Annotated in this window: 21 protein-coding genes and 1 riboswitch; of the genes, 13 read left to right on the forward strand and 8 right to left on the reverse strand. The window is 73.9% G+C overall.

Features of this window, described 5'->3' with window-relative positions:
- Positions 1-80 precede the first annotated feature (80 nt).
- From ACFQBR_RS00515 to ACFQBR_RS00535, 5 genes are all read left to right on the forward strand, one after another.
- A complete protein-coding gene (locus ACFQBR_RS00515; protein WP_267946096.1) occupies positions 81-701 on the forward strand; it encodes a hypothetical protein in 621 nt (206 codons plus the stop codon).
- 173 nt (positions 702-874) lie between these two features.
- Entirely contained in the window at positions 875-1,696 is an 822-nt protein-coding gene (locus ACFQBR_RS00520; RefSeq protein ID WP_267946095.1) for a TrmH family RNA methyltransferase, read from the forward strand.
- A 167-nt stretch (positions 1,697-1,863) separates the two neighbouring features.
- Positions 1,864-2,793, forward strand: coding sequence for a 2-hydroxyacid dehydrogenase (locus ACFQBR_RS00525; protein WP_344179420.1), 930 nt, complete (start codon positions 1,864-1,866; stop codon positions 2,791-2,793).
- Between the two features lie 158 nt (positions 2,794-2,951).
- The gene (locus tag ACFQBR_RS00530; protein WP_344179418.1) at positions 2,952-4,622 is read left to right on the forward strand and encodes a bifunctional 3'-5' exonuclease/DNA polymerase; all 1,671 of its coding nucleotides are present in this window, start codon (positions 2,952-2,954) and stop codon (positions 4,620-4,622) included.
- Between the two features lie 173 nt (positions 4,623-4,795).
- Entirely contained in the window at positions 4,796-5,971 is a 1,176-nt protein-coding gene (locus tag ACFQBR_RS00535) for a C40 family peptidase (RefSeq protein ID WP_344179417.1), read from the forward strand.
- Positions 5,972-6,399: 428 nt separating this feature from the next.
- On the opposite strand, the gene ACFQBR_RS00540 is transcribed toward ACFQBR_RS00535, so the two are convergent.
- Both ACFQBR_RS00540 and ACFQBR_RS00545 read right to left on the reverse strand, forming a co-directional pair.
- The gene (locus tag ACFQBR_RS00540) at positions 6,400-8,202 is read right to left on the reverse strand and encodes a gamma-glutamyltransferase family protein (protein WP_344179415.1); all 1,803 of its coding nucleotides are present in this window, start codon (positions 8,200-8,202) and stop codon (positions 6,400-6,402) included.
- A gap of 410 nt (positions 8,203-8,612) precedes the next feature.
- Positions 8,613-10,055, reverse strand: coding sequence for a hypothetical protein (locus ACFQBR_RS00545; protein ID WP_344179413.1), 1,443 nt, complete (start codon positions 10,053-10,055; stop codon positions 8,613-8,615).
- A 255-nt stretch (positions 10,056-10,310) separates the two neighbouring features.
- Here ACFQBR_RS00545 and ACFQBR_RS00550 point away from each other — a divergent pair, with 255 nt between their 5' ends.
- Both ACFQBR_RS00550 and ACFQBR_RS00555 read left to right on the forward strand, forming a co-directional pair.
- Positions 10,311-11,279 (forward strand): glycerophosphodiester phosphodiesterase, encoded by a 969-nt coding sequence (locus tag ACFQBR_RS00550; RefSeq protein ID WP_267946089.1) that lies wholly within the window; start codon positions 10,311-10,313, stop codon positions 11,277-11,279.
- Between the two features lie 115 nt (positions 11,280-11,394).
- Entirely contained in the window at positions 11,395-12,636 is a 1,242-nt protein-coding gene (locus ACFQBR_RS00555; RefSeq protein ID WP_344179411.1) for an alanine racemase, read from the forward strand.
- 96 nt (positions 12,637-12,732) lie between these two features.
- Here ACFQBR_RS00555 and ACFQBR_RS00560 read toward each other — a convergent pair whose 3' ends face one another.
- Positions 12,733-14,295 carry a beta-N-acetylhexosaminidase gene (locus tag ACFQBR_RS00560; RefSeq protein WP_378551904.1) on the reverse strand — a complete coding sequence of 521 codons (1,563 nt, stop codon included), beginning with the start codon at positions 14,293-14,295 and terminating at the stop codon, positions 12,733-12,735.
- 463 nt (positions 14,296-14,758) lie between these two features.
- On the opposite strand from ACFQBR_RS00560, the gene ACFQBR_RS00565 reads away from it, so the two are divergent.
- The 3 genes from ACFQBR_RS00565 (at position 14,759) to ACFQBR_RS00575 (ending at position 17,355) form a co-directional block, all read left to right on the forward strand.
- The gene (locus tag ACFQBR_RS00565) at positions 14,759-15,655 is read left to right on the forward strand and encodes a DMT family transporter (protein WP_344179407.1); all 897 of its coding nucleotides are present in this window, start codon (positions 14,759-14,761) and stop codon (positions 15,653-15,655) included.
- Positions 15,656-15,671: 16 nt separating this feature from the next.
- Entirely contained in the window at positions 15,672-16,916 is a 1,245-nt protein-coding gene (locus ACFQBR_RS00570; protein WP_344179405.1) for a glycosyltransferase, read from the forward strand.
- Between the two features lie 109 nt (positions 16,917-17,025).
- Positions 17,026-17,355, forward strand: a complete 330-nt coding sequence (locus ACFQBR_RS00575; protein ID WP_267946085.1) for a hypothetical protein — start codon at positions 17,026-17,028, stop codon at positions 17,353-17,355.
- Between the two features lie 638 nt (positions 17,356-17,993).
- On the opposite strand, the gene ACFQBR_RS00585 is transcribed toward ACFQBR_RS00575, so the two are convergent.
- On the reverse strand, positions 17,994-18,932 hold the full coding sequence (locus ACFQBR_RS00585) for a LysR family transcriptional regulator (protein ID WP_267946083.1): 939 nt from the start codon (positions 18,930-18,932) through the stop codon (positions 17,994-17,996).
- Between the two features lie 132 nt (positions 18,933-19,064).
- Between ACFQBR_RS00585 and ACFQBR_RS00590 the strand changes: the two genes are divergently transcribed.
- Entirely contained in the window at positions 19,065-20,390 is a 1,326-nt protein-coding gene (locus ACFQBR_RS00590) for a pyridoxal phosphate-dependent aminotransferase (protein ID WP_267946082.1), read from the forward strand.
- A 151-nt stretch (positions 20,391-20,541) separates the two neighbouring features.
- Here ACFQBR_RS00590 and ACFQBR_RS00595 read toward each other — a convergent pair whose 3' ends face one another.
- A complete protein-coding gene (locus ACFQBR_RS00595) occupies positions 20,542-21,711 on the reverse strand; it encodes a glycosyltransferase family 4 protein (protein ID WP_344179402.1) in 1,170 nt (389 codons plus the stop codon).
- A gap of 212 nt (positions 21,712-21,923) precedes the next feature.
- Here ACFQBR_RS00595 and ACFQBR_RS00600 point away from each other — a divergent pair, with 212 nt between their 5' ends.
- A complete protein-coding gene (locus tag ACFQBR_RS00600; RefSeq protein WP_267946080.1) occupies positions 21,924-22,169 on the forward strand; it encodes a DUF6457 domain-containing protein in 246 nt (81 codons plus the stop codon).
- Between the two features lie 220 nt (positions 22,170-22,389).
- On the forward strand, positions 22,390-23,829 hold the full coding sequence (locus tag ACFQBR_RS00605; protein ID WP_344179399.1) for an alanine/glycine:cation symporter family protein: 1,440 nt from the start codon (positions 22,390-22,392) through the stop codon (positions 23,827-23,829).
- 132 nt (positions 23,830-23,961) lie between these two features.
- Here the strand turns inward: ACFQBR_RS00605 and thiD are convergent, their stop codons facing one another.
- The 3 genes from thiD to ACFQBR_RS00620 all read right to left on the reverse strand — a co-directional run bounded on the left by thiD (position 23,962) and on the right by ACFQBR_RS00620 (position 26,605).
- On the reverse strand, positions 23,962-24,768 hold the full coding sequence (thiD, locus tag ACFQBR_RS00610) for a bifunctional hydroxymethylpyrimidine kinase/phosphomethylpyrimidine kinase (RefSeq protein ID WP_344179397.1): 807 nt from the start codon (positions 24,766-24,768) through the stop codon (positions 23,962-23,964).
- A riboswitch (TPP riboswitch) is annotated at positions 24,757-24,854 on the reverse strand. (Overlaps the previous gene by 12 nt.)
- Before the next feature lie 105 nt (positions 24,855-24,959).
- Positions 24,960-25,658 (reverse strand): DedA family protein, encoded by a 699-nt coding sequence (locus ACFQBR_RS00615; RefSeq protein WP_344179394.1) that lies wholly within the window; start codon positions 25,656-25,658, stop codon positions 24,960-24,962.
- A complete protein-coding gene (locus tag ACFQBR_RS00620; RefSeq protein WP_344179392.1) occupies positions 25,655-26,605 on the reverse strand; it encodes a DUF368 domain-containing protein in 951 nt (316 codons plus the stop codon). Before ACFQBR_RS00620 ends, ACFQBR_RS00615 begins: the two co-directional genes overlap by 4 nt.
- Between the last annotated feature and the right edge of the window lie 304 nt (positions 26,606-26,909).

Here is a 26,909-nt window from a genome sequence, read left to right on the forward strand (position 1 = left end):
GGCCCCGCCCCTGGCGTCCACCCCGACTCACACTCCCCGGTGGACGACTCGTGACCAACCGACCCCCGAGGGTTTTTGGTATGTCCCCATCGCACCGTGACCACCGGAGCCGAGGCACCATCGGCACCGCCATGCTCGCCGGCGCCTGCTGCGTCGGCGCGATCGCCTACGGAGTGGTCGTCGGCCCGTCGATGATGCCGCCGCAGGACGTGCAGGCCACCACCGCGATGACCCCCGACGCCGGCCCGGCCGTCCCCGAGCCCGAGCCCGAGGAGGTGGCGGAGCCCGGGCCGGTCGGCTACCTCCAGATCCAGCTGAGCGACCGCGACCGCGCCTGGGTGCAGACGCTGCGCTGCACCGGCGTCGTCGAGGAGGACCCGGCCACCTGCGCCGACCTGGCCCTGGCCGCCGTCGAGTTCCAGGGCAGGACCGAGGGCGCGGAGGGTTCCGAGGAGGAGCCGGAGGAGGCCCTGGCCGGGGTCGAGGCCGAGCCCACCACCGCCGCGGACCCGGGCGGGGAGCAGTTGTTCACCGAGGTCGGCGAGGGCACCGTCTGCACCGACAAGGTGTACGGCCAGGAGGAGGCCACCGTCGTGGGCACCTGGGAGGGCCAGGAGGTCGAGACGACGCTCACCCGCAAGGGCTCCTGCGAGGAGGCGCGCTGGCAGCGGCTGCGCGCCCTCACCGACCAGATCGGCTGACCCCTCCCGCACCGCCCGGACCCCGGCCCGCCCGGTACCTCTTGCGCGCCGGCGGACGGTCCGGCCCGTGGCGCCCGGCGCCTCCGCGCGGCCGGGGCCGCAGACCCCTCCGGGGCGGGCGGCCCGCCGCCCGGGTCGGACCCGCGTCCCGGAGCAGGGGATAATCCCGTCCCATGGACGTCATCAAGGTCAGTGACCCCGGGGACCCGCGCCTGGCCGACTACACCCGCCTGCGGGACGTGAACCTGCGCCGCCACCTGGAGGCCGAGCACGGCCTCTTCATGGCCGAGGGCGACAAGGTGATCCGCAGGGCCGCCGCGGCCGGGTTCCGGCCCCGCAGCTTCCTGCTCACCGAGCGCCGGGCCGAGGCCCTCGACGACGTGGTCGCCGGCTCCGGCGCCCCCCTGTACGTCGTCACCGAGGAGACCGCGGAGCGCCTCGTGGGGTTCGACCTGCACCGGGGCGCGCTGGCGGCCTTCCACCGCAGGGCGCTGCCCCCGCTCGACGAGGTCCTGCGGGACGCCCGCAGCATCGTCGTGCTCGAGGACCTGGTGGACCACACCAACGTCGGCGCGATCTTCCGCAGCGCCGCTGGCCTGGGGGTGGACGCCGTCGTCCTCGCGCCCCGCTGCGCCGACCCCCTGTACCGGCGGTCGGTCAAGGTGTCCATGGGCGCGGTCTTCACCCTCCCCCACACCCGCATGGACGACTGGCACGGCGGCCTGGACACCCTGCGCGGGGCCGGGTTCCACCTCATGGCCCTCACCCCGGGGGAGGGGTCCCTGCCGATCCGGGACGCCATGGCCGCCCTCGCCCCCGGCGACAGGGTCGGCCTGCTGCTGGGGACCGAGGGCGACGGGCTGTCCGCGCGCTGGCTGGAGCGCGCCACCGCACGGGTGCACATCCCGATGGCCGACCGCGACGTCGACTCCCTCAACGTCACCGCGGCCGCGGCCATCGCCTGCTACGAACTGGCGCGCGGCGCACGCCCGTGAGCCCGGAGGGTCCGGCGTCCCCTCCGCCCGTTCGGCCCGCGCGCCGCCCCCCGTGACGGCGGGGGAGAGGGGTCGGTGGACGTGTGATTCGTCCCACCATCGGACTTCGGCCGACCCGGGACACTAGGGTGGCCGGTGACACGGACCGAGGGAGAGGATGCGGCGACATGGGCGGCCGAGCACTGGTGCAGTGGGAACAGAACAGGGAGGGTGCCCCGGCCTCCCTGACGGTGGACGTCTACGCCGGAGGACGCGTCCCCGAGGCCGGGCTCGACGGGGTCGCCTTCTACCAGGTGCCCTACACCCCCTCCTCCCAGGGCGTCGACGAGCGGCTCGACGTGATCTCGCGGATGCCCTCGCTGGAGGTGGTCCAGCTCCTCTCGGCGGGCTACGAGCACGTCCTGCCCCTGGTCCCCGACCACGTGACCCTGTGCAACGGGCGCGGCCTGCACGACGCCAGCACCGCCGAGCACACCCTCGCCCTGATCCTGGCCGCCCAGCGCGACCTGCCCAGGTGGGCGGTCGCGCAGAGGGACCACCGGTGGGAGTCCGTCCCGCTGCGCTCCCTCGCCGACTCGCGCGTGATGATCGTCGGCTACGGCAGCATCGGCAGGGCCGTCGAGCAGAGGCTCCTCCCCTTCGAGACCGAGGTCGTGCGCGTGGCCGGCCGGGCGCGCCCCGACGAGGGCGTGCACGGGGCCGGAGAGCTGCACGCCCTGCTGCCGGACGTCGACGTCGTCGTGCTGGTCACCCCGCTCACCGAGGCCACCCGCGGCCTGTTCGGCGCGGCCGAGTTCGCCCTGCTGCGCGACGACGCGCTCGTGGTCAACGTGGGGAGGGGCCCCGTCCTGGACACCCGTGCCCTGCTGGCGGAGAACGGCCGGGTGCGCGCCGCCCTCGACGTCACCGACCCCGAGCCCCTGCCGGTGGAACACCCCCTGTGGGACGCGCCGGGGGTGTTCGTCACCCCGCACGTCGCGGGCGGCTCCGCCGCGTTCTACCCCCGCGCCCGGACCTTCATGGACGCCCAGCTCTCCCGCTGGGCCGCGGGGGAGCCCCTGGCCAACGTCGTCCGGGCCGGGCACGGAGGCCGCTAGCGGTACGGCCGGGGCCGTACCGGTGCGGCACGGGCGGCCCCGGACCCGGCGGTCCCGTGCCGGAGGCGCGGCGGTGGCCCCTCCCCTGGGAGGGGAGGCCGACACGGCGTCCGTGCCGGAGGCGGCCGAATGTCGGCGGTCGCGGCCAGAATGGGAGCATGCGGATCGCAGTGGTCGCCGACGGCGAGGGCGGCGGCTGGCTCCAGGAACTGGACGCCGTCCCCGGACCCGTCCGGCGTGTGGCCGACCTCGCCGCCGCCGTCCGCGCCGCCGAGCACGCGGGGCCCGAGCCGCCCCGGTGGGTGTGGTCGGCCGGGGAGGACGTCTACCCCGACCTGGTCAGGGCGGGCGTCCGGGTCTCCCGCTGCCACGACGCGGCCCTGACCGAGGCACTCCTCCTCGGCCACCAGGTGCGCCACCGTGAGGCGCACTCCCTCGGCGCGGCGTGGGCCAGGCTGCACGGGCTGCCCGTCCCCGCCGATCCGGTCCGGCCGCTCGGCGAGGGCGCCGCGGCCCAGCCCGCGCTCTTCGAGGCCGACCGCTCCACCCTGCCCCCCGGCACCGACCGCCTCGCCGCCCTGGTCGAGGTGCACGGCGACCAGCTGCGCCGTATCGCCGACCTCCCCGACCCCGGGCGGATGCGCCTGCTCACGGCCGTGGAGTCCGCGGGAGGGCTCGCCGCCACGGAGATGAGCCACGACGGCCTGCCCTGGCGGCCCGACGTCCACGACCGGATCCTCACCGACATCCTCGGGCCCCGCCCTCCGGCCGGGCGGCGCCCGCCCGTACTGGCCGACCTCGCCGCCCGCATCGGCGACGCCGTCGGCCGCGAGGTCAACCCCGACTCGCCGGCCCAGGTCCTCAAGGCCATGGCGTGGATCGGCCACCCCGTGGAGTCCACCCGGTCCTGGGTGCTGGAGCAGGTCGACCACCCCGTCGTGCCCCTGCTGCTGCGCTACAAGGAGCTCTCCCGGCTGCACTCGGCCAACGGCTGGGCCTGGCTGGAGACCTGGGTCGGCGAACGCCCCGGCCCCCGGGGCGAACGGCTCGGCCGCTTCCGCCCCGACTACGTGGTCGGCGGCGTCGTGTCCGGCCGCTGGGCCACCCGGGGCGGCGGCGCCCTGCAGATCCCCAAGTCGGTGCGGGGGGCCGTCCGGTCCGACCCCGGCTGGGTGCTCGTCCGCGCCGACGCCGGGCAGCTCGAACCGCGCGTGCTCGCCGCCGTCTCCGGGGACGACGCGCTCGCCGCGGCCGCCGCGGAGGAGGACCTCTACGCCCGCCTCGCCGTGCACGTGGGCGGAGACCGCGAACGGGCCAAGATCGGCATGCTCTCCGCCATGTACGGCCAGACCTCCGGCGACGCCGCGCCCCTGCTGGCCACCATGCGCCGCCTCTACCCGCGCGCCCTCGACCACGTCGACTCCGCCGCGCGCACGGGGGAGGGCGGCGGAGTGGTCCGCTCCTGGCTGGGCCGGACCTCGCCCGCCCCGGACGACTGGGCCGCCGCCGTCTCGGGCCCCGGCGGCGACCGCCGCAGACGGGCCCACGGCCGCTTCACCCGCAACTTCGTCGTCCAGGCCACCGCGGCGGAATGGGCGCTGGTGCTGCTCGCCGCGCTGCGCCGGCGCCTGCCGGACATGCCGGAGGGCGGCGGCATCGTCTTCTTCGTCCACGACGAGGTCGTCCTGCACGTGCCCGCCGAACTGGCGGACGAGGCGGTGCGCGCGGTCGCCGACGCGGAGGCGCAGACCCGGACGACGCTCTTCGGGGAGACCCCCGTACGCTTTCCCCTCGCGACGGTCGTCACGGACAACTACGCGCACCTCTAGGATGCCCGCGAGGCCGGGACCTGGGCGTCCACCACCGGACGGCGTGGGCTTCTTGCAAACTCGTCCTGGTGCGCCCATTCTTGGACGCGGTAACCATCGGCAAGGAAAGACAGCCCGTGCGCCTCAGGGGTCCCCCACACCCCGGGTGGCTCACAGAAAGGTGAGATCTCCCCGTGCGGAGCCGTTTCAGAACGTGTACGGGTACCACGGTCGCGTTCGCGGTCGCCTTCACCGCCCTCGGAGCCAGCCCTGCCTGGGCGGACCCGGTGGTCGAGGACCGTCCCCCCGTCAGCGAGCAACTCTCCCTCAACGCCCCCAGCGGCACCGACCCCCGACAGGACCGCGGGGCCGACCCCCGGCCCCCCGACGTCGCCGACGTCGCCGATCTCGAACGCGACGCCTACGTGGCCCCCTTCCGCGAGGCGCGCAGCGTCGAGTACTTCGCCGTCTCCCCGCGCGAGCTGCCACGCGAGGCCGTCGCCGCCGTCCGCGCCGTCGAGGGCGTGGAGGCCGCCCTGTCGGTCGACGCGGCCCGCGTCGAGATCGACGGCGAGCCCACCTCGGTCCTCGGCGTCTCCCCCTCCAGCTTCCGCAACCACGCGCCCGAGCCCTCCGCCGAGTCCGACGAGGTCTGGCAGGGCGTGGCCGAGGGCCGTATAGCCCTCTCCAGGGACGTCGGCACCGAACGCGGACTGGAGGTCGGCAGCGAGGTCACCGTCGCGGGCGGGCGGGGCGAGATCCCCGTGGAGGTGTGGACGCACGCCACCTCCGGCATCGCGGGCATCGACGCGCTCGTGTCGCGGGAGCGCGCCGCCGAACTCGGCATGCCCGAGGGCAACGCCCTGGTGGTCTCGGCGCCCGAAGCCGACCTGTGGGACCTGCACGAAGCCCTGGGGGAGGCCCTCGGGGAGGACGCCTCGCTCCAGCTCGTCGCGGACGCCCCCGAACCCCTCGTCGACGGCGACGCCGTGCCCTCGACGGTGATCGAGCAGGTCATCGCGAACGCCGAGACCCAGCTCGGCGTCCCCTACGTCTGGGGCGGCACCACCCCCGACGTCGGGTTCGACTGCTCGGGGCTGCTCCAGTGGGCGTTCCGCGAGGCGGGGGTGAGCATCCCCCGGGTGACCCACGACCAGTGGAACGCCGGCGAGCGCGTGGAGTACGAGGACCTCCAGCGCGGCGACCTGCTGTTCTGGCGGTCCGACCCCACGGCGCCGGACTACATCTCGCACGTCGCCATCTACCTCGGCGAGGGCATGATGCTGGAGGCCCCGCGGACCGGCCTCGACGTGCGCGTCACGCCGGTGCGGACCCAGAACTACGCCGGCGCGGTGCGCGTCAACGCGTGATTCCCGGGATTTCCCCGTCCGGTATCGGCCCGGGCGGGGAAATCCCTCGGGTGCGAGGGAAATGCGGCACGCCGGGAAAAGCAGGAGTGGGCCGTGGTGCCACCGCGCCGGCGGCACCACGGCCCACTCTTTTCTCCTTGTCCGAAAAACCCAGCCGGGAGGGGAAGGCAGGCCTCGGTCAGGAGGGGGAACAGGGCCGTCGCTGAGGGAGGGGGAGACAGCGCGCGAACCCCGTATTCAATGGTTCCGAGTTGCGGCGGAGGGCACTCCGGGAGTTCCCGGGGATCCGCTGCACAGGTCTACATAAGCAGTGACCGGACGATTTGGCAAGAGGCCAGATCAAGGCAGGCAAGCGCTCTCAATCCGCACCCGGACCACATCGCGGCCGGCGCCGTCCCGTGGGCCGCCGCCCGGTGTCCCCCTCCGTGTCAGCGGCCCGCCGCGTACCCCTGCGACGCGCGGGCGTCGGCGGCCGCGCGCAGCTCGCCGGTGTCGGGGTCGCGTGCCACGGCCGCCAGCCGCCCCAGTGACCACGGCTGCGCGACCTGCACCCGGTGCCCGCGTGCCACCAGGTCCGCGATCGTGTCCTCGCCGACGCCGGGCTCCACGACCAGGTCCCCCGGGACCGTCTCGCGCGGGTGGAACGAGCTCGGGAAGGCGTTGGTGTGGAACATGGGAGTGTCCAGCGCCTCCTGGAGGTCGTCCACCCCGTTGAGGATGCGCAGCAGCGCGGTGAACGTCCACTGGTCCTGCTGGTCGCCGCCCGGCGTGCCGATCGCCAGCACGGCCTGCCCGTCCTCCCTGGTGACCAGGGTCGGGGACAGGGTGGTGCGGGGGCGCTTGCGCGGGGCCAGGGCGTTGGGGGAGTCGGGGTCGAGCCAGAACATCTGGGCCCTGCTGCCGAGCGGGAAGCCGAGGTCGGGGATGACGGGGGAGCTGCTGAGCCAGCCGCCGCTGGGGGTGGCCGAGACCATGTTGCCGAAGGAGTCCACGACGTCCACGTGGCAGGTGTCGCCGCGCAGGTCCGCGGGGTTGGAGAGGGCCGCGTCGCGTACGGTCGGCTCCCCGGTCGTGCGGTCGCCGGGGGTCCGGCCGGGCACGTACAGGGGAGGCTCGAACGGGGAGCGGGCGCCGACGCGGCCGGGCCGCTGCTCCATGCTGGCGCGGGCGTCGTCGACCAGGGCGGCGCGCCCGGCGGTGTAGTCGGAGCCGAGCAGCTCCTTGAGGGGGACGTCGGTGAAGTCCGGGTCGCCGTACCAGGCCTCGCGGTCGGCGAAGGCGAGCTTGGCCGCCTCGGCCACCCGGTGGACGAAGTCGGCGCTGATCCCGTCGCGGACGTCGTGGCCGGTGCCCAGGGCCTCCGCCAGCCGGAACTGCTGGAGCATGGTGGGGCCCTGGCCCCACGGGCCGGTCTTGTGCACGGTGTGGGCCCCGTAGGCGACGCCGACCGGATCCTCGTAGGAGGCGCTCCAGTCGGCCATGTCCTGGGCGGTGAGCAGGGCGCGCTGGGGCTCGCCCGTGCCGCTGGGGACGGGAGAGGCCAGGAACTCGCCGACCGCCCCGGCGACGAAGCCCTGCGACCAGGCCCTGCGCGCCGCCTCGATCTGCTCCTCGCGGTCGCCGCCGACCCCCTCGGCCTCGGCGACGATCCGGCGGTAGGTGGCCGCCAGTGCGGGGTTGCGCAGCCGGGAGCCGGGCGCGGGCGCCGTTCCGTGGGGGAGGTAGACGGCGGCCGAACCCGCCCAGTGCCGGGAGAAGACGGGGCGCAGGGCGGTGACGGCCGCGGCGATCCGGTCCAGGACGGGGTAGCCGCGCTCGGCCAGCCCGATGGCGTGGTCGAGGACGTCGCGGACGGTCATCGTGCCGTGGTCGCGCAGGAGCAGCATCCAGGCGTCGAAGGCGCCGGGCACGGTGGCGGCGAGCACGCCGCTGCCCGGGATGCGGTCCATGCCCCCGTAGGCCTCGATGGTCGCCGCGGCCGGCGCCACGCCCTGTCCGCACAGCACGCGGGGTTGCGCGCCCGCCGCCTGGAAGACGACGGGGACCTCGCCGCCGGGGCCGTTGAGGTGGGGCTCGACGACCTGGAGGGTGAAACCCGCGGCGACGACGGCGTCGAAGGCGTTGCCCCCGCGTTCGAGCAGGGACATGCCGGTGGCGCTGGCCAGCCAGTGGGTGGAGGCGACCATGCCGAAATCGCCGCGGAGCTGGGGACGTGTGGTGAAACCGGGCATCTGAGCGGGCCCTTCCTCGGGGGTGGGGGATGGCGGTCGCCATCGGTGTCCTGGGCCGGGGAGCCCCGGACGGGGGCGGTGACGGGGCGGTCGGCCGTGGTCGCCCGGCCGCCGACATGGAGGTGACGGTACATCATGGGATGTTCCCGCCCGAGGGGGTCGGGGAGGGACCGTCCACCGGTCCGCGGTCCTCCTCCCCGCGTCGTCCACAGAAGGAACCCGGGGCTCGTGCATCGCACCGGCCCCGGGTTGACTTGACGTAGGGGGTCCCCAGGGGGCGTCCGCACCGTGCTGCCCGGCACCCGTCCGGCGCCGGGCGCCGACCGCTCCGCCCCGCCCTGGCCCCGCTCATCCCGGGGCGGTCCCGGTCGGCCCTCCGGCCGGTCCGGGCCGCCCCGGGACGGCCGTGGTCAGGCGCTGCCGGCCTCGAACTTCCAGGGCAGCGAGGCCCACATCTCCTCCCACTCCTGGGCGTCGACGGGGTCGACGGGCTCGGCGCCCGTGTCCGCGGCGGCGCCCTCCTGGGCGCCGCCCCCGTCCGACACCTGCTCCACGGCCGGGGCCGCCTCCTGGGCGGGCTCCTGGAGGAGGTCGCCGACCCTCTCCACGACCGCGCCGATCACGCCCTCCACCTGGACGGGATCCAGGCGGAGCTCCCCGGCGCAGTGGTCGACGGCACCGGTCTTGGCGTCCTCCTCGCCGTGGTTCCAGACGGTGGCGAGCAGCCGGTCGCGGTCCTCCGCGGTGAGCTGGTCCTTGGTCAGGGCCTGTTCCACGAACTCCCCTTCGGCCAGGGGCAGCCGGGCGCCGGCCGGTTCGGTCGCGCCGGACCCGAAGTCCACGAACCGGTCGAGGACGCACTCCTCGACCCGGCGGGCCTCGGCGCCCTCGGGCAGTTCGGCCGCCACGGGAGTGTCGGCGGGCGTCTGCGCCGGGGGCTCATCCGGGGTCTCGTCCGAGCTCCCGGCGGGCTCCTGGCCGACAGCCTCCTGGGCTCCCCCGACCGGGGCCTCCTCGGACCCGGGCGCCTGCGGAGCGCCGGGGTTCGCGACCGGGGCGGCCTCCACCGCGTCGTCCGCCGGAGCCTCCTCGGCGGGGGCCACCGCCTCCCCGGAGTTCCCGGCTTCCGTCGCGGGCGCCTGTTCGGCGGGATCCCCTACCGCGGGTTCGACCTGCTGTGCGGCCTCCTCGGCGGGAGCCTCCTCCGCGGGGGCCTCTTCGGCGGGAGCCTCCGCCGCCGGCGCCTCCTGCGGCTGCTCCTCGGCGGGAGCCTCGGGGACCCCCGCCGTCGGCGCCTCCGGCGAACCGGACTCCTCGGTCACGGATCCGGCCATCTCGAGCAGTTCACCGCGGTCCCACCGCTCCGGCTGGAGGTGGGTGGTGACGGCGACGCCCGGCCGCTCCAGCCAGAACAGGTCGCCCGTGGACTCCGACAGGTAGGCCTCGCGCCCGAAGCCCTCGCCAGCCGCGAGCCGCTCCAGGCCCTTGTCGGCCAGGTGGGTGTAGCGGCTCTCGCGGAGGTCGTCGAGTTCCTGCACCCGCTCCGAGCGGATCACCGAGACCCGGCCGTACAGCTGGTCGGGTCCCTGGACCCAGGAGATCTGCGACTGGCGGACGCCCTGCCGGTCGGTGGTGGAGGACGCGTGGATCCCGTACCGCTCCAGCCCCGGGGGCAGGTAGGCGATCTCGAAGCCGTCGAGGCTGTACGAGGACGTCCCCTGTCTGACCAGCGGCCAGCTCAGGCCTCCTCCGTCCCTCGCGTCCGCGGACGCGGCGGGGACACCGACCAGCCCCGACGTCGCGATGGCGGCGGCGCCGAACAGCGCGACCCACCCCGTGTGGTGCTTGCGCATGAGAGTTCCTTCCAATCGACTACTGAAGGTGATGATCTCAGGACTCTGGGTAGTTATGGGGGGACCCTGTGGTCAAAAATGACACATGAAGTAATCAAAGGGATGCACTGGGTGAGACGTGGTGTTGGGTGCCACTTCACCACCAGATGATGGGCCGCGGATCACCGAATGCTCTGCACACGGTCACCGCCCCGTCACCATGCGCGCTCACCCTGAGGAAGCAGTCGGCCTGTTCACGCTCACCTGGGAGGTCCGGTGCACCGCATCGGGATCGTCGTCGGAGCCGTTTCACTCTTCGTTGCAGTCAGTGCCAGCGCCTCGCCCGCAGCACCGGCCCTCGACCCCGCGGGGACGGGCAGCCGGAGCGTCGTCGAGGTCCAGCACGCATCCCCCACACGTCCTCTGATCGCCGTCTCCCACAGGGGAGCCGCCGGTCACGCCCCGGAGAACACGCTCGCCGCACTCGACGCGGCCGACGAGCTGGGGGCGGAGACGGTCGAGATCGACATCCAGCGCACGGCGGACAACCACATCGTGCTCCTGCACGACACCACGCTGGCCCGGACCACCAACGTCGAGTCGGTCTTCCCGGACCGGAGCCCGTACCTCGTCGGCGACTTCACCCTGAGGGAGATCAAGAGGCTCGACGCGGGGTCGTGGTTCGCGCCCTCCTTCACCGGGGAGCGGATCCCGACCTTCGACGAGGCGCTCGACCGGCTGGAGCGGCTGGACCTCAACCTCTTCCTGGAGGTCAAGGAACCGGCGCTCTACCCCGGCATCGAGCGGGCGGTCGCCGAGGAGCTGGCCGGGCGCCGGACCTGGCTGGAGCACAACCCGGCCTGGGAACCCCGCAAGCTCATCGTGCAGAGCTTCGACTGGGACTCGGTCCGCCGCTCCAAGTCCCTGCTGCCGTCCGTCCCGCACGCGCTCCTGGGACGGGTGCCCGAGGCGCGCATCGGCGAGTTCACCTGGGCCCACATGATCAACCCCAACCACACCACCATCGACGCCGCCTACGTCCGGCGGGTCCAGGACGCGGGCCTGGAGATCATGCCCTACACCATCAACGACAGACAGCGCATGGACCACGTCCTCGGCCTCGGCGTCGACGGCTTCATCACCGACTTCCCCGACACGGGGCAGCGGGCGATCGCCGACTTCAACGGAGGGCGCGACGCCATCGACAGGGCCGCCACACCGGCGCCGGCACTCGTCCGCTACTGACCCTGGTGGCCGCGCCGCCGCCGATGGCATGATCGGTCCGGACCACACCGAACCCGCGCGCCGGGGGCGACCCGACGGGTCGCCCCCGGCGCGCGGCACTGGCGCAGGAGGCGACGTGAGCGACCGGCTGACCATCCCCCAGGAACACGTCGACTGGCGGACCAAGGGGCTGTGGTGGCCGGGCGGGCCCCTCACCCTGGAGGAGTTCGCGGCCCGCCGCGACAACCTGTTCACGGGTCCCTTCACCTGGCCGCTGATGGTCCTGAGAGCCTCCGCGCTGGACCGCAACATCACCGCGCTCGCCGACTTCACCCGCGAGGGCGGGCTGCTGTTCGCACCGCACGGCAAGACCTCCATGGCACCCGCCCTCATCCAGCGCCAGCTGGACGCGGGCGCGTGGGGCGTCACCGCCGCCACCGCCAACCAGGTCCTGGACCTCAGGCGGTTCGGGGTCCGCCGCATCCTGCTCGCCAACCAGCTGTTCGACGGGAAGGTCCTGCGCTGGGCGGCGGACGAGGCCGCGGCCGATCCCGGCTTCGAGTTCCTGTTCTACGCCGACTCGGCCGAGGGGGTCGCGGCAGCCGCCCGCTCCGTCGCCGGCCGGGAGGGCGGGCGCCCCCTCCGGATCCTGGTGGAGCGCGGGGTGCCGGGCGGCCGGACCGGCTGCCGCACCCGCGAGGAGGTCCTCGCCGTCGCGCGCGCGGTCGAGGAGGCGCCGGGGCTGGCCCTGGCGGGCGTCGCCGGCTACGAGGGGCCGCTGGGCGACGCGGACGCGGTCCGGGGGTTCCTCCGGGACCTCTCCGGCGACGCCGCCGCCCTCACGGACGCGCTCGGGGTGGGCCAGCCGATCGTCTCGGTGGGCGGCAGCGCGTGGTTCGACCTGGTCGCGGAGGAGATGGGAGGCCGGACCGAGTACATCCCCGTCCTCCGCAGCGGGGCCTACGTCGCCCACGACGACGGCCTGTACAGGAGGACGACCCCCTACAACCGCCTCCCAGAGGGGCCCGGGGCCCTCGCGGGCGCCCTGGAGCTGTGGGCCCAGGTGACCTCGACGCCGGAGAGGGGGCTGGCGATCGCCGCACTGGGGCGCCGGGAGGCCAACTACGACCAGGGGTTCCCCGTCCCGCGCCTGCTGCGCCGCGCGGACGGGGGAGCGGAGGCGGCGGAGGGCGTCGAGATCACCGACCTCAACGACCACCACGCCTACCTGCGGGTCCCGCCGGAACTGGGCGTCCGTCCCGGGGACCTGCTCTCGTTCGGCATCTCGCACCCGTGCACCGCGTTCGACCGCTGGCACGTCATCCCGGTGGTGGACGACGCCGACACCGTCGTGGACGCGGTCGCCACCTACTTCTGACCGGCACCCGGCCTCCGTCCGCCGTGTGGCGGACGGAGGCCGGGGCCGACGACCGCAGGGACGCGCGCGGCGTCGGCGGCCGGGCCCGGCGGGGAGCTACTCCCCCCAGCCGCGAACCCCGGGGCGGGTGTGCCAGGGCCGCGGCCCGTCCAGCGGCCGGTACTCCACCCCGACGGCGTCCAGCCGCTCCAGGTGCCGCTCCAGCCGGGGCTCGAACTCGGCGTAGTCGCGCTCACCCGCCGACCACACCTTCTCGGCGAAGGCCGACAGCCGGGGGAACACCATGTAGTCGAGCCTGCGCGGCGTGTCGATGTGCTCCACCCACACGTTCACCTGCGCGCCGAGCACATGGGCGGCCTCCTCCTCGGTGAGGCCGGGGGGGACCGTCCCGGCGGTGTAGACGTCCTCGATCCGCAGCAGCGTCCCCACCCGGATCGGCTCGTCCTCGGACTCGGACTGCTTGTAGTCGAGGTAGGAGGTGGCGGTGGGACTCATGATCACGTCGTGCCCGGCGCGGGCGGCGGCGATGCCGCCCTCCTCGCCCCGCCACGACATCACGGTCGCGCCCGGGGCCAGCCCGCCCTCCAGGATCTCGTCCCAGCCGAGCAGCCGCCGTCCGCGCGCCGTCAGGTGGTCGTCCAACTGGCGGATGAACCAGCTCTGCAACTCGTCCTCGTCGGCCAGCCCCTCGTCCTTGATCCGCTTCTGCGCGGACGCGCTGTTCTTCCACTGGGTCTTGGGGCACTCGTCGCCGCCCACGTGGATGTAGGTGCTCGGGAACAGTTCGAGGAGTTCGTCGAAGACGTTCTTGTAGAACTCCAGCACGTTGTCGGTCACCGCGAGGACCTCGTCGAAGACGCCCCACTGGGTACCGACCGGGATCAGGCCGCTCTCCCCCAGCTCCGGGTAGGCGTGGATGGCCGCCTGGGAGTGGCCGGGCACGTCGATCTCGGGGACGACCGCGACGTGGCGGGCGTCCGCGTAGGCGACGATCTCGCGGATGTCGTCCTGGGTCAGGAAGCCGCCGTGGGGGCGGCCGTCGAACTCGGGCGGCTTGCCCGCGCCCAGCTGGCTCTCGGTCCGCCAGGAGCCGGCCTCGGTGAGCCGCGGGTAGCGGCGGATCTCGATCCGCCAGCCCTGGTCGTCGGTCAGGTGCAGGTGCAGGACGTTGAGCTTGTGCATCGCCAGGAGGTCGATGAACCGCAGGATCTCCCGCTTGGGGGAGAAGTGGCGGGCGATGTCCAGCATCGCGCCGCGCCACCGGAAGCGCGGGGCGTCGGTGACGCTCACGGCCGGCAGGGTCCACACGGCGCCGCCCAGGGGGGCGCTGCGGAAGGCGTCGGGCGGAAGGAGCTGGCGCAGGGTCTGCGCTCCGTAGAACACCCCGGCGGGGTCGTTGCCGACGATGATGGCGCCCTCGTCGTCCACGATCAGCCGGTAGCCCTCCCTTCCCAGACCGGCCCGGGCGTCGACGCTGAGGCGGATCTGCGCGCTGTCCTCGTCGCCGGTGGCGAGGGGGAGGCCGGTGGCCGCGCCGAGTTCACGTTGGAGCCACGTGAGCGTGCCCCGGGCTTCGGCGTCGGCGGAGACCCTGGTCGCGGCGGTGAGGGTGAGGCCCCCCGGCCCACCGGACTCCGTCCGGGAGGGGCGGGGGATCACGGGGAGGGGGGTCGGGGATGAGGCTGGGGTGTCGGGCACGGCGAACTGCTCCTATCCGGTCTAGACCAATCACGGACATAGTGCCACGGGGCCTCTCCCGAACACACCCCCGGCGTCAATCGGTCCTCCTGGGAGGGCTGTTCGCGCCTGCCCCATACCCAGTCTTGACCCTGCATGGCTCTTAACACTCCGTGTTTTGCGGGAGACGTAGAAACAGGCGAGGCGGTACGAAGGCGCCGAAAACCGTCGCAGAAGAGGCACAGCGCGTGCAAGGACCCGTCGCGCAGTGGGGTGGGCACTACCGACGGAGGGGGGTTGGCTTTATCGCCAGGACACCCCTCCCGTTCGTACTGTTCTGGTCATGCCCGGTGTTCCACGATCCGGGCCGGGACCGAGCGTCAGGGGATGCGGCGATGACGGAGAGGCGGGGGACACCCGTTGAGCGCGGCGGGTGGTCCAGGTGATGTTCTGGCCCGTCCTCATCGCCGTCACGGGGGCGTTCAGCCTCGCGCTCGGCTCCGCCCTCCAGGAGCGCGACGCCGTCCGGGCCCCCGGCCGGCAGGTCGCCCGCGCCGGGTTCCTGCTGCACCTGCTCCGCCAGCCCCGCTGGCTGATCGGCAGCGCCGCCGCGGTCCTCGGGTCGAGCCTCCACCTCATCGCCCTCAGCGGGGCGCCGCTGACCGTCATCCAGCCGCTGGGCGTGATCGGCCTGCTGTTCGCGATCGTCCTGTCGGCGGTGTTCAACCGCCAGAGGGTCGGGATGTCCCAGGTCGTCGCCGGGGTCGCGGTGATGGTGGGCCTCACCGGGGTCCTCCTCCTCTTCCCGCACGGTTCCGACGTCCCCGTCCTGCCGACCTCCACGGCCCTCGTGCTCGCCGGGACCGCGGTCGGCGCGGGCCTCCTCGTCTACCTGACCGCGCACTGGATGAAAAGCGGTGTCAGGGCCCTGCTCCTCGCCCTCGCGGGCGGCGCGGCCCTGGGGACCACCTCCGGCCTGGCCCGGGTGGTCACCGCGAACGCGGTCGACGACTGGACCCGGCTCGTCAGCTGGCTGACCCTGCTCGCCGTGGTCACGGCGGTCTTCGGCGCCCTGCTGATGCAGAACGCCTACCGCACGGGACACTTCTCCGCCGCCTACGCGACCCTCCTGATCACCGACCCGGTCGTCGGCGTGGCGATAGGCGCCGTCCTCCTGGGGGAGGGCGCGCCGGAGACCCCCGTGGCCCGGATCGGAGCGCTGGCCTTCAGCGTGCTGGCGATCGCGGGCACCATCGCGCTGGCGCAGGCGCGCCACCGCAACCCCGAGGCCCCGGACGGCCGGAGGCACTCGGGGACGACGGTCCGTACCCGTACACGTTGAACGAAGGAGACCCACCATGGCCGAGCCCAGCCGCCCGCTGCGTGTCCTGATCGCCACCGACACGTACCCGCCCGACGTCAACGGCGCCGGGTACTTCGCCCACCGCCTCGCCGAGGGGCTCGCGGGCCGCGGGCACCGGGTCCACGTGGTGTGCCCCTCCGAGGTGGGCGACCCCTACGTGACGGTCGACGGGGCGGTCACCGAGCACCGCCTGCGCTCCGCGCGCCTGCCCTTCCAGCCCAGTATGCGGGCCGCGGTCCCCCTGGGCATGGGCGGGCACATCACCAGGCTCCTGCGGCGCTTCGACCCGGACGTCGTGCACGCGCAGAGCCACTTCACCCTCAGCCGGTCGGCGATGCACCGCGGCCGGGCCGAGGGCATCCCGGTGGTCCTGACCAACCACTTCATGCCGGACAACCTGTACGCGCACGCCCGGGTGCCCCGGTCGATGCAGTCGGCGGTGGGGGCGCTGGCGTGGAAGAACATGGTCCGGGCGGCGGGGGAGGCCGACCACGTGACGACGCCGACGCCCCGCGCGGCCGGACTCCTCAGGGAGAAGGGGTTCGCCCGGGAGGTCGAGGCCGTCTCGTGCGGGATCGACCTGGAGCGCTTCCACCCCCGGCCGCGGGACCGGTCGGCGGCGAGGGCCAGGTTCGGCCTTCCGGACCGGGACACGGTCGTGTTCGTGGGGCGGCTCGACGCGGAGAAGAGGATCGACGACACGATCCGGGCGCTGGCGCGGATCCTTCCGGAGAGGGACGCCCAGCTGGCGCTGGCGGGGATCGGGGCGCGCGAGCAGGAGCTGCGGGCCCTGGCGGCGGAGCTGGGGGTGGCGGACCGGGTGTTCTTCCTGGGGTTCGTCCCCGACGAGGACCTTCCGCTGGTGTACGCGGCGGGTGACGCGTTCGCGATAGCGGGCGTGGCCGAGCTCCAGAGCATCGCCACGCTGGAGGCGATGTCCACCGGCCTGCCGGTGGTCGCCGCCGACGCGATGGCGCTGCCGCACCTGGTGGAGGTGGGGCGCAACGGGTTCCTCTTCCCGCCGGGCGACCCGGAGAGCCTGGCGGACCGGCTGCTCTCGGTCCTCGGGAGCGAGCGGACCCGCCGCTCCCTGGGCGAGGCCAGCCGCGAGATCGCCCTGCGGCACGACCACCACCGGTCGCTGGAGCGCTTCGAGTCGGTCTACGTGCGTCTCCAGGGGGCCACCCCCGTACCGCTGAGGGCGGAGAGGGAGTTCTCCGCGCGCCCGGTCGCGGTGTGAGTCAATTGGGCGGTATGTCCAAAAAGGGAAACTTGAACCTTTTGCCACTTTCCGTATTCTTTGCGTGGCGAACGGTGATGTTGGGGCCCTTCGGGAAACACCAGACACTGTGTGGTTCCAAGGCATCAGTGGACAGGCCGGCCGCAGCCGGACCGCCCGCGGCGGGAACGCCGCCGAGGCCCTCTCCGCTCGGCTCGCCGACGCCGAGAGGGAGGCGGGGTTCCATGAGCGCGACATGTCGTCGTTCGAGCGCGAGCGGATCGACCTGGAGCACAGGGTGACCCGGATGGAGGCCGAACTGGAGGCGCTGAGACAACGCAGACTGGAAGCCTACGCGCGATGGTGGAACGCCCGGGACGACCGCGACCGCGCGCTCCACGTCTGCCGCAGACTGCGGCGCAGGATCGACAGGAGCCGCGGCAGGGACGGCGGCGAGTGAACCGGTGCGAGGCGTCGCAGCCCCGGGGGGGGTGCCGAACGCGATCCGACCGACGTGTGGTCCGGCCCGGGAGGGCCGGGCCACACGCCGTTGTGGAGCGCCCCGGGCCCTGGGCCGGCGCGGCCCGTGTCCCGTCCCCGTCCCCGTCCTGTCCGCGCGACGGCCCCGCCGAGGGGCCCGGAGGTCGAGAGCCCGCGTCGTTCACCGAAGCCGGGACCGACCACATCCGCTCCCGACCGCTCGCGCGCCTGGCGACCGTCGGTCCCGGAGGGCAGCCCGACGTCGTCCCGGCGGCGTTCGAGTTCGACGGCGCGCACGTCTGGATCGGGGGCGCGGCGTCCGTCACCCGGACCCGGAGGTTCCGCGACCTCGGCGACGGGCCGGGCAGGGCGGCGCCGGTCGTGGACGACCTGGTGTCCCCGAACCGTTCGTCGCGCGGGGCATCCGGCTCTACGGCCGCGCGGAGCAGCCGTTCGAGCGGACGGGCATGATCGGTCCCGGCGTGTTCCCGCGCGTCACCCCGGCCGTCTCCTGGAGCTGGAACCCGGAGGGGGATCCCGTGGGCGACGAGCGGTACCCCTCGCGGAGGACGGTCCACGGGCGGCCCGGCGCCGGCTGACGCGGTCCCGGGGAGCGGACTACAGGTCCGCGACCTCCGCGAGCTCCCGCTCGACCTGCCGGGCGGCCTCGCGCAGCGCCGCCAGCGTCACCTGCACCGCGGGCCTGCGCAGCGAGGCGGGGCGCACCACCGCGTACACGTGCCGCTCCGGAGCCGACGCGGGGAGCCGCCGGCAGACCAGTCCCGCGGGGGAGCCCACCATCGCCAGGGCCGGGACGGCGGCGATCCCGATGCCCCGGGACACCAGGCTCAGGATGGTCCCCAGGCCCTCGAACTCCCAGGTGGTGGCGGGAAGTCCGCCCACCTCGGCCAGGAGCCGGTCCGTTCCGTAGCGCGATCGCTCGGTCTGCGGAGCCACGATCCACGACTCGCCGAGCAGGCGGTCCAGTGTCGCCGGCTCGGCCGGGTCCGCCAGCCTGTGGTCCTCCGGCACCGCCAGCACCAGGGGGTCGCGCAGCAGGTGGATGTGGCGCAGCCCGCCGTCGGGGCCCCGGCCGGGGTGCTGCCCCGACCAGTCGTCGACCAGGGCGATGTCCACCTCCCGCGACCGCACCTTCTGGGGCCCGGTCGACAGCAGGGTCTGCCGGAGGACGAGCTGCATCCCCTCGTGCCGCCGCAGCGGCGGGGCGAGCAGGGGGGCGAACGCTACAGCGGCGGTCGGGAACGCCGTGACGGTCACCATGCCGAGGGCGACGTCCGCCTGCTCCGCGAGCACCGACTCGGTCGCCTCCACCAGGGCCAGGATCTCCTCCGCCTGGGTCACGAGCAGCCGTCCGGCGTCGGTCAGCTCGGCGCCCTTGGGGGAGCGGTCCAGGAGCGCGACACCCGTCTCCTGCTCCAGTCTGGCCAGCTGCTGGGAGACCGCGGAAGGCGTGTAGCCGAGGGCGCTCGCGGTGGCCGCGATGGTGCCCCGGACGCTGAACTCGCGGAGGACGTGCAGGCGTCGGAGATCGAGCATAAGGACATCTTACGCTCAGCATCGAAAAGACTCGCTTGTACTGATGACCGGAGCGGGGCAGGGTGAGGCATGACAGACCGCCGCACCGAGGCGCGGTCGAGCGCCGAACGATGAGCCGGAGATGAGTCGTCCATGACCGTCACTGTGTCCGCCACCCTTGCCGTCAACGAAGCCCTCGCCGAGAAGCGGCGCCAGGGGGTGCGCGTTCTGCCGCTCGGCTTCGGCGAGGCCGGGCTCCCGGTCCACCCGGTCATGCGCGACCGGCTCTCCGCCGGCAACGGCGCCAACGCCTACGGTCCCGTCGCAGGGTCGGCGGCCCTGCGGGAGGCCGCGGCGGGCTACTGGGAACGCCGCGGACTGCCCACCGACCCCGGCCTGGTCATCGCCGGCCCCGGCAGCAAGCCGCTCCTGTACAGCCTCCTGCTGGAGATCGGCGGCGACACCGCGATCGCCGCGCCCAGCTGGGTCAGCTACGCCGCGCAGAGCCGCCTGGTCGGCCAGCGGCCGATCCTGGTCCCCACGGCCACCGGCCAGGGCGGCGTGCCGCAGCCCGACCTCCTGCACGCCGCGGTGACCGCCGCCCGCGAGGAGGGGCGGACGGTCAACGCCGTCGTCGTCACCCTGCCGGACAACCCCACCGGGACCGTGGCCGACGCCGACACCGTCCGCAGGCTCTCCGAGGTGGCGCGCGAGCTCGACCTGCTGATCATCTCCGACGAGATCTACCGGGACCTGGTGCATCCGGCGGGCCCGGGCGAGGACCCCGTCGAGATCCACAGCCCCGCCGAGTACGCGCCCGAGCGCACCGTCATCTCCACCGGCCTGAGCAAGAACCTCGCCCTGGGCGGATGGCGGATCGGCGTGCTGCGCCTTCCCGACTCCGAGGCCGGCCACCGGCTGCGCGGCGGGCTGCTGGGCGTGGCCAGCGAGATCTGGTCCAGCCCCGCCGCCCCCGTCCAGGAGGCCGCCTCCCACGCCTTCACCGAGCCCGCCGAACTCGTCGACCACATCGACCGCAGCAGCCGCCTGCACGGCATCGTGGCCCGCGCGGTCGCCGGGGCCTTCGAACGCGCCGGCGCGACCGTCGCCGCCCCGCGCGCCGCGTTCTACCTCTACCCCGACTTCGAGCCGGTCCGCGGGAGACTGGCCGCCCTGCACGGCGTGACCACCGGACCGGCGCTGACCGGGCTGCTCCTGGACCGCTTCGGCATGGGCGTCCTGCCCGCCCTCGAATTCGGCGAGGGGGCCGGGGCCCTGCGCATGAGGGTCGCCACCAGCCTCCTCTACGGGGAGTCCGAGGAGCGCCGCTACACCGCGCTCGCGGCCACGGACCCGCTGGCCCTGCCCTGGATCCGCGCCCACCTGGACAGGCTCGACGAGGTCCTCGCCATGCTGCTCGACGCCGCTCCCGGCGCCGTCGTCACGCGGGCCCGGGCCACCGCCCAGACCGTCGGCTAGACCATCCCGGCGTCCGCCCCGTGGAAGGGGGCGGGGCGGGCGCACACTCTTCCGGCCTCCCCCGGACGCTCCTTCCGGGGGAGGCCGGAGCCCTGTCCGGCGACGGGCCGCTCCGACCCCCGCCCGCGGCCGTCCCGCCGACCGGAAGCGCTCAGGCGGACCGCGCGGTGTCGGTCCCCCGCGCCGCCAGCTCGCGGCTGGGCGCGATCACCGCACGGTAGTGGCCGATGAGCTGGTCGCCGACCGCCTCCCAGCTGCGGTGCTCCACCGAGGCGCGGGCCCGCCCGGCCATCCTCTCCCGCACGGCCCTGTTGTGGGCCAGGCGCCCGACCGCCACGCGCAGCTCGCGGACCGAGTCCGGCGCGAACAGGAGCCCGTTGTGCTCGGGGACGACCAGGTCCAGCGGCCCGCCCGCGGCGGGGGCGACCACCGGCACCCCCGAGGCCAGCGCCTCCTGGACGGCCTGGCAGAACGTCTCGTCGGCCCCCGTGTGGACGAACACGTCCATCGACGCGTACAGCCGGGACAGCTCGGAGCCCGTGCGCTGCCCGGTGAAGACGGCGTCGGGCAGGCGGCGGCGCAGGCGGGAGCGCTCGGGGCCGTCCCCGACCACGACCAGCCTGATGTTGCGCAGGCGGGCCACGTGGGCGAGCAGGTCGACCCGCTTGTCCCGGGCCAGCCTTCCCACGTAGCCCACGACGGTCTCGCCGTTCGGCGCGAGCCTGCGGCGCAGGCCGTCGTCGCGGTGGGCGGGGGAGAACCGGTGGGCGTCGACACCGCGCCGCCACAGGTCCAGCCGGGGGAACCCGCGCCCGGACAGCGCCTCCATGGCGGCCGAGGAGGGGACGAGCGTGCGGTCGACGGCGGAGTGCGTGCGCTTGAGCAGGGACCAGACGCCGTCGCCGCCGGGCAGGCCGTAGCGCGCCGCGAAGCCGGAGAGGTCGGTCTGGAACACCGCCACCGTCGGGAGGGCCCAGCGGCGGGCGGTCTCCACCGCCGCGGACCCGAGCAGGGCGGGCGAGGCCAGGTGCAGCACGTCGGGGGCGAAGGCGCGGACGGCCGCGGTCATCGTGCGCCGGGCGGGAAGGCCCACGGGGAAGTCCCGGTAGAAGGGGAGGGGGAGCGAGGGCATGCGGACCACGGGGAAGCCCGCGTAGGAGGACGGTCCGGGGCCGGGAGCCAGGACGAGGGCCCGGTGCCCGCGCGAGGCGAGCAGGTCGGCGACCCGGCACACGGAGTTGGTCACCCCGTTGACCTGGGGGAGGAAGGACTCCGTCACGATCGCCACGCGAAGCGGCTGAGAGGGCTCGGTCGGTGGCATGCGGGGGCTCCCAACGCCGGGGGAAGGCTGGTGCCGACACTAGGACCGCCGGATGAACCGCGGTCCGGCACGGGGGGAACCCCTCCCGAAGAGCAGGCGTGGGTCGGGCGATCGGACGGTGACCCGCCCGCGCGCGCCTGTGGCCGCCCGGTGACACCCGGGTGGCTATGATCGCCTGACGTGACCGCCATCCCTCTCCTAGGAGTCGCCCGGTGACCCTCGTCGAATGGGCGGAAGCCGTCCGCCGTGAACTGGAACTGACCGGTACGGAGCCCCTGGGCAAGGAGGACGTCGACCGCGTCCTCGACCTCGCCAAGGACGCCGCCCACTCGGTGGCCCGCCCCGCCGCCCCGCTCACCACCTACCTGCTCGGCATCGCCGTGGGCCGGGGCGCCGACCCGGTCCGGGCCGCCGAGGTGTTGAGCAGGCTCGCCCTCTCCCACAAGGACGACTCCTGACCGCTGCCCGCCCACACGCGCCTGCGGAGGGCGGGCGTCCCCCGGCCCCCGGTGAGGAGGCCCCGGGGAGCGGGGGACACGGCTCCGCCGCGTGTTGCCGCGATTTCCCGGCGACACCGCGCGGTGTCCACTACCGTCGGCACGACCCCCCGGACCGCCGGACCCCGCCTCGCCGTGCCGGTGGCGCCGGGCCGACGCGCGCACCGAGACGGAGACCCCCGTGGACCTGCTGCTCGACATGGCCGGAGTACTGAGCGGCATCGTCTGGGGTCCGCTCGTCCTCCTCCCGCTGCTGCTGGTCACCGGGGTCTACCTGACGATCCGGCTGCGGGCGCTCCAGTTCACCCGGCTCGCCCACGCCCTGTGGCTCGCCCTCGTCCGGCGGGAGGAGGTCGGCGAGGACCTCAGGGGCGACATCTCGCACTTCCAGGCCCTCAACACCGCCCTGGCCGCGACGACCGGCGTCGGCAACATCGCCGGGGTGGGCCTGGCCATCGGACTCGGCGGACCGGGAGCCCTCTTCTGGATGTGGGTCACCGGCGTCCTGGGCATGGCCACCAAGTACAGCGAGGCCCTGCTCGGGGTGAAGTACAGGGTCACGGACGAGAGGGGCGAGCAGGCCGGCGGCCCGATGTACTACCTGCGCCGGGGCCTCCCCGGAGGGCTCGGCGTCCTCCTCGGCTGCTCGTTCGCTGTCTTCGGGGCGGTGGCCGCCTTCGGCATCGGCAACGGCACCCAGACCAACGCCGTGGCCGAGGCGGTCAACGACGCCACCGGCGCCGACCAGCGGGCCGTCGGCGTGGTCCTGATGCTGCTGACCGCCGTGGTCGTCCTCGGCGGCATCAAGGGGATCGGCCGGGTCGCCTCCGCCGTGGTCCCGTTCATGATCATCGGCTTCGTCCTCATGAACCTGCTGGTCCTGGCGGTGCACCACGACCGGATCGGCCCCGCCTTCGCACTGGTCCTCGGCGACGCCTTCACCGGCACCTCCGCGGCGGGCGGGTTCGCGGGCGCCACCCTGATGTACGTCATCCGCCAGGGCGTCTCCCGCGGCATCTTCTCGAACGAGTCCGGCATGGGCACCGGCGCCATCGCCGCCGCCGCGGCCAGGACCGACCAGCCGGTCCGCCAGGCCCTCGTCGCGATGACGCAGACCTTCGTCGACACCGTGATCATGCTGACCCTGACCGCGATGATGATCATCACGACCGGGGTGTGGCAGGACCCCGACGCCGCGGGGGTGGAGGGCAGCGACAAGGGGGTCCTGCTCACCACCTCCGCGATGGAGGCCGGCCTCGGCCGGATCAGCCCGGACCTGGCGGGCCTGGGGCCCGTGTTCGTCGCCTGCGCGGTGGTGGTCTTCGCCTACACGACCATCCTCGGCTGGGCCTACTACGGCGAGAGGTGCGTCGTGTACCTGGCGGGGCGCTCGCTCGTCGTGCCCTACCGGCTGCTGTTCATCGCGGTCGTCTACGTCGGCGCCACGGCGCAGATCGACGCGGTGTGGCTGTTCAGCGACATCGCCAACGGCCTCATGGCCCTGCCCAACCTGATCGGGCTGCTCCTGCTGTCCCCGGTGGTCGTCGCGGAGACGAGGAAGTTCTTCGCCCACCCGGACTGGCGGGACCCGGACGCGGTCATGGAGCCCGTACGGGGGTAGCGGCACGACCGGCGGCCCGCCGCGCCCCCGGCCGCCGCGAACGCGGCCGGGCCCGGCGGAGGCGGACGCGCCGCTCCGCCGGGCCCGGTCCCGCGGGGGAGGGCGTCGGTGCCGCCCCCCGGTCGGCGGGCCCTACTTCCACCAGGCGTGGAAGTGGTGCACGGGCCCCTGCCCGCCTCCGGCGTCGATCTCGTCCGCCCGCCGGAGCGCCTCGGTCAGGTAGGCCTTGGCGTCGCCCACGGCGGAGGCCGTGTCCGGCCGCTGCGGAAGCAGGGCCGCGATCGAGGAGGACAGGGTGCACCCCGTGCCGTGCGTGTTGCGGGTGCGGACCCTCGGCGAGCGGAACTCGACCGGGGCGGAGCCCTTGGCCACGAGGATGTCGACGCAGTCCTCTCCGGCCAGGTGGCCTCCCTTGAGCAGGACCGCGCGCGGGCCGAACTCCAGCAGCCGGAGGGCCTGCTCGTGCATCGTCGCCAGGTCGGCCGCCTCCGGCTCGTCCAGCAGGTCGGCCGCCTCGGGCAGGTTCGGCGTGACCAGGTCCGCCCGGGGCAGCAGCCGGGTGCGCAGCGCGTCGACGGCGGAGGGCTCCAGCAGGCGGTCGCCGCTCTTGGCCACCATCACCGGGTCCACCACCACGTGGGGCAGTCCGTGGCGCCCGATCGCCTCGGCGACGGCCTCGGTGACCTCGGCCGTGCCGAGCATGCCGACCTTGACCGCGTGCACCGTGGCGTCGGAGAAGAGGGTGTCCATCTGGTGGGCGACGAAATCGGCGGGGATCGGGTGGACCCCGGTGACGCCGCGCGTGGACTGGGCGGTGAGGGCCGCGACCACGGTCATGCCGAAGGCGCCGTGTGCGGAGAAGGCCTTGAGGTCCGCCTGGATCCCGGCGCCCCCGCTGGGGTCGCTGCCGGCGATGGACACGATGTTGTACGCGCTCATGGGCGTTCCTTCGCTAGTACGAACTAGGGCAGGTTCGACGGGTGTGCTCTCAGCCGGTGGACTCACCGGCACCCCGCGCCGTCGGGGCCGCCGCGTGGGCGGCCCCGCTCAGTGTGCGGCCGACCCGAGGGGGCCGGCGTATGTGTTCCGGACGCGCGGGCCCGAGGGGCCCGTACGGCTGCCGGCGCCGTTCAGAGGGTGGGGGCGTTGTCCGCGGACCGGGCCTTGAGCAGCTTGCGGACGCGGGCGATGACGAACCACAGGAACAGCAGGGCGATGACGACCAGCACGATGTTGCTGATAAGGCCGCTCCACTGCACCAGGATCGGCTTGATGGCCGGGCCGAAGGCGTAGCCGAGTCCGATCCAGATCGAGTTCCAGACGGCGGAGCCGATCACGGTGTACACGGAGAACTTGAGGATGGGCATCCGCTCGATGCCGGCGGGGACCGAGATGAAGCTGCGCACCAGCGGCACGCACCGGCCCAGGAGCACGGCGAGGCCGCCGAAGCGGGCGAAGAAGCGCTCGGCCTTGTAGAAGTCCTCGACCTCGAGCAGGGGGGTCTTCTCCACCAGCCACTTGGTGCGGTCCCGGCCCAGCAGGGCGCCGATCGCGTAGAAGCCCCAGGCGCCGACCAGGCAGCCGATCGTGGCCCACAGGATGGCGAGCCAGACGTTCATGTGTCCGTCGTAGGCGAGGAAGCCCGCACCGGGCAGGACCGCCTCGCTCGGCATCGGGGGGAAGAAGGTCTCGATGAACAGGGCCACGCCGACGCCGGGCTCGCCCAGGGTCGTCATCAGGCTCAGCACCCAGCCGATGAAGCCCTCGTACTCGTGGACGACCTCGCCTTCCATCGCCAGGTTCGACGCCGTCCACAGATTCGCTGTCATGAGAAGTGGCTTTCCGTTCTTTCCGGTCGGACGCCGGCCGCGACGCGGGCGGCCTCGGCCCGGGAGCGCTTGCGGCGCTCCCAGACGATGGCCGCGGTCACGATCACGAAACCGGCGACGATGAAGACGACTGTCACAGGGACGTCGGTGGGGGTGACGACCTCGCGGGACTCGGTCTGCCACGGCCACAGGGCGCGCAGCGAACCGGCCATGAGGCCGGTGAGTACAACGAGGGTCATGTGGTGGAAGTTCTCCAGGAGGTGCTGGAGCAGCTTCACGAACAGGGACAGGCCGGTGAGCATGCCCAGGGCGAAGACGGCCAGGTAGGCGATGTCCAGGTCGCCGACCGCGCTGATCGTCGGCTCGTAGAGCCCGAGTGTGAGCAGGATGAAGGAGCCGGACAGTCCCGGCAGGACGAGCGCGCAGACGGCCACCGCGGCGGCGAGGAAGACGACCGCCGGGTGGGTCGGCAGGTTGGCGCCCGGCAGCCCGGTGAGCACGAAGGCGGCCACGGCGAACACCAGTGCCACGGCGTAGTGCCCGGCCCTCCAGGGGCGGCCCGCCCCGGAGTAGGGGATCCACAGGCACGCCAGGACGAGGCCGAAGAACAGGGCGTAGGCGTACCGGGTGTAGGCGTCGACGAGCGGCGCCAGGAGGAGGGCGGCCAGGACCAGGAACACGGCCATGCCGACCAGCGCGGGAACCAGGACGCTCCAGTCCACCTGTCGGAACTGCTCCTGCGCGCGGGCCCTGCCGCGCCCGCGCGGGACGTCCGTGACGTACCGCTTGATCCCGCTGACCATGTGGCCCGCGCCACCGATGAGCTTGTCGTAGAGGCCGACGATGAGGGCGACGGTCCCGCCGCTGATGCCCGGAAGGGCTTCGGAGGCGCCCACGGCGCCGCCGCGTATCGCGTCGAGGAGGTAGGAGCCTGCGGAATTGGCCATCTGGGTGGTTGGACGCTACCCGGGGAGTCCGGGAGAGGTGCGCCTTCCTCCGTCCTAAGGGTCTCGCCCGCGCACGCGAATGTGCGACGGGTGGGGATGAGGCGAAAAGGAGACTGTCCGAATCGGCCGGAGATCGCGGCCGTCGGGATCTAAGGTACAAGGGGCAGAGGCCGCTGTGGGCAGGCGCTGAGGAGAGTTGTGGACGACCGCACCCCGTCTGGAGCCGCCAAAGCGAGGCCTGGCAGAACCCTTACGTGGCCTTTGTCCTGAAATGACGTAATTTTCGGCCCTGTGGCAGGGCAGC

This window comes from Nocardiopsis tropica (assembly GCF_042660575.1).
Lineage (GTDB): Bacteria > Actinomycetota > Actinomycetes > Streptosporangiales > Streptosporangiaceae > Nocardiopsis > Nocardiopsis tropica.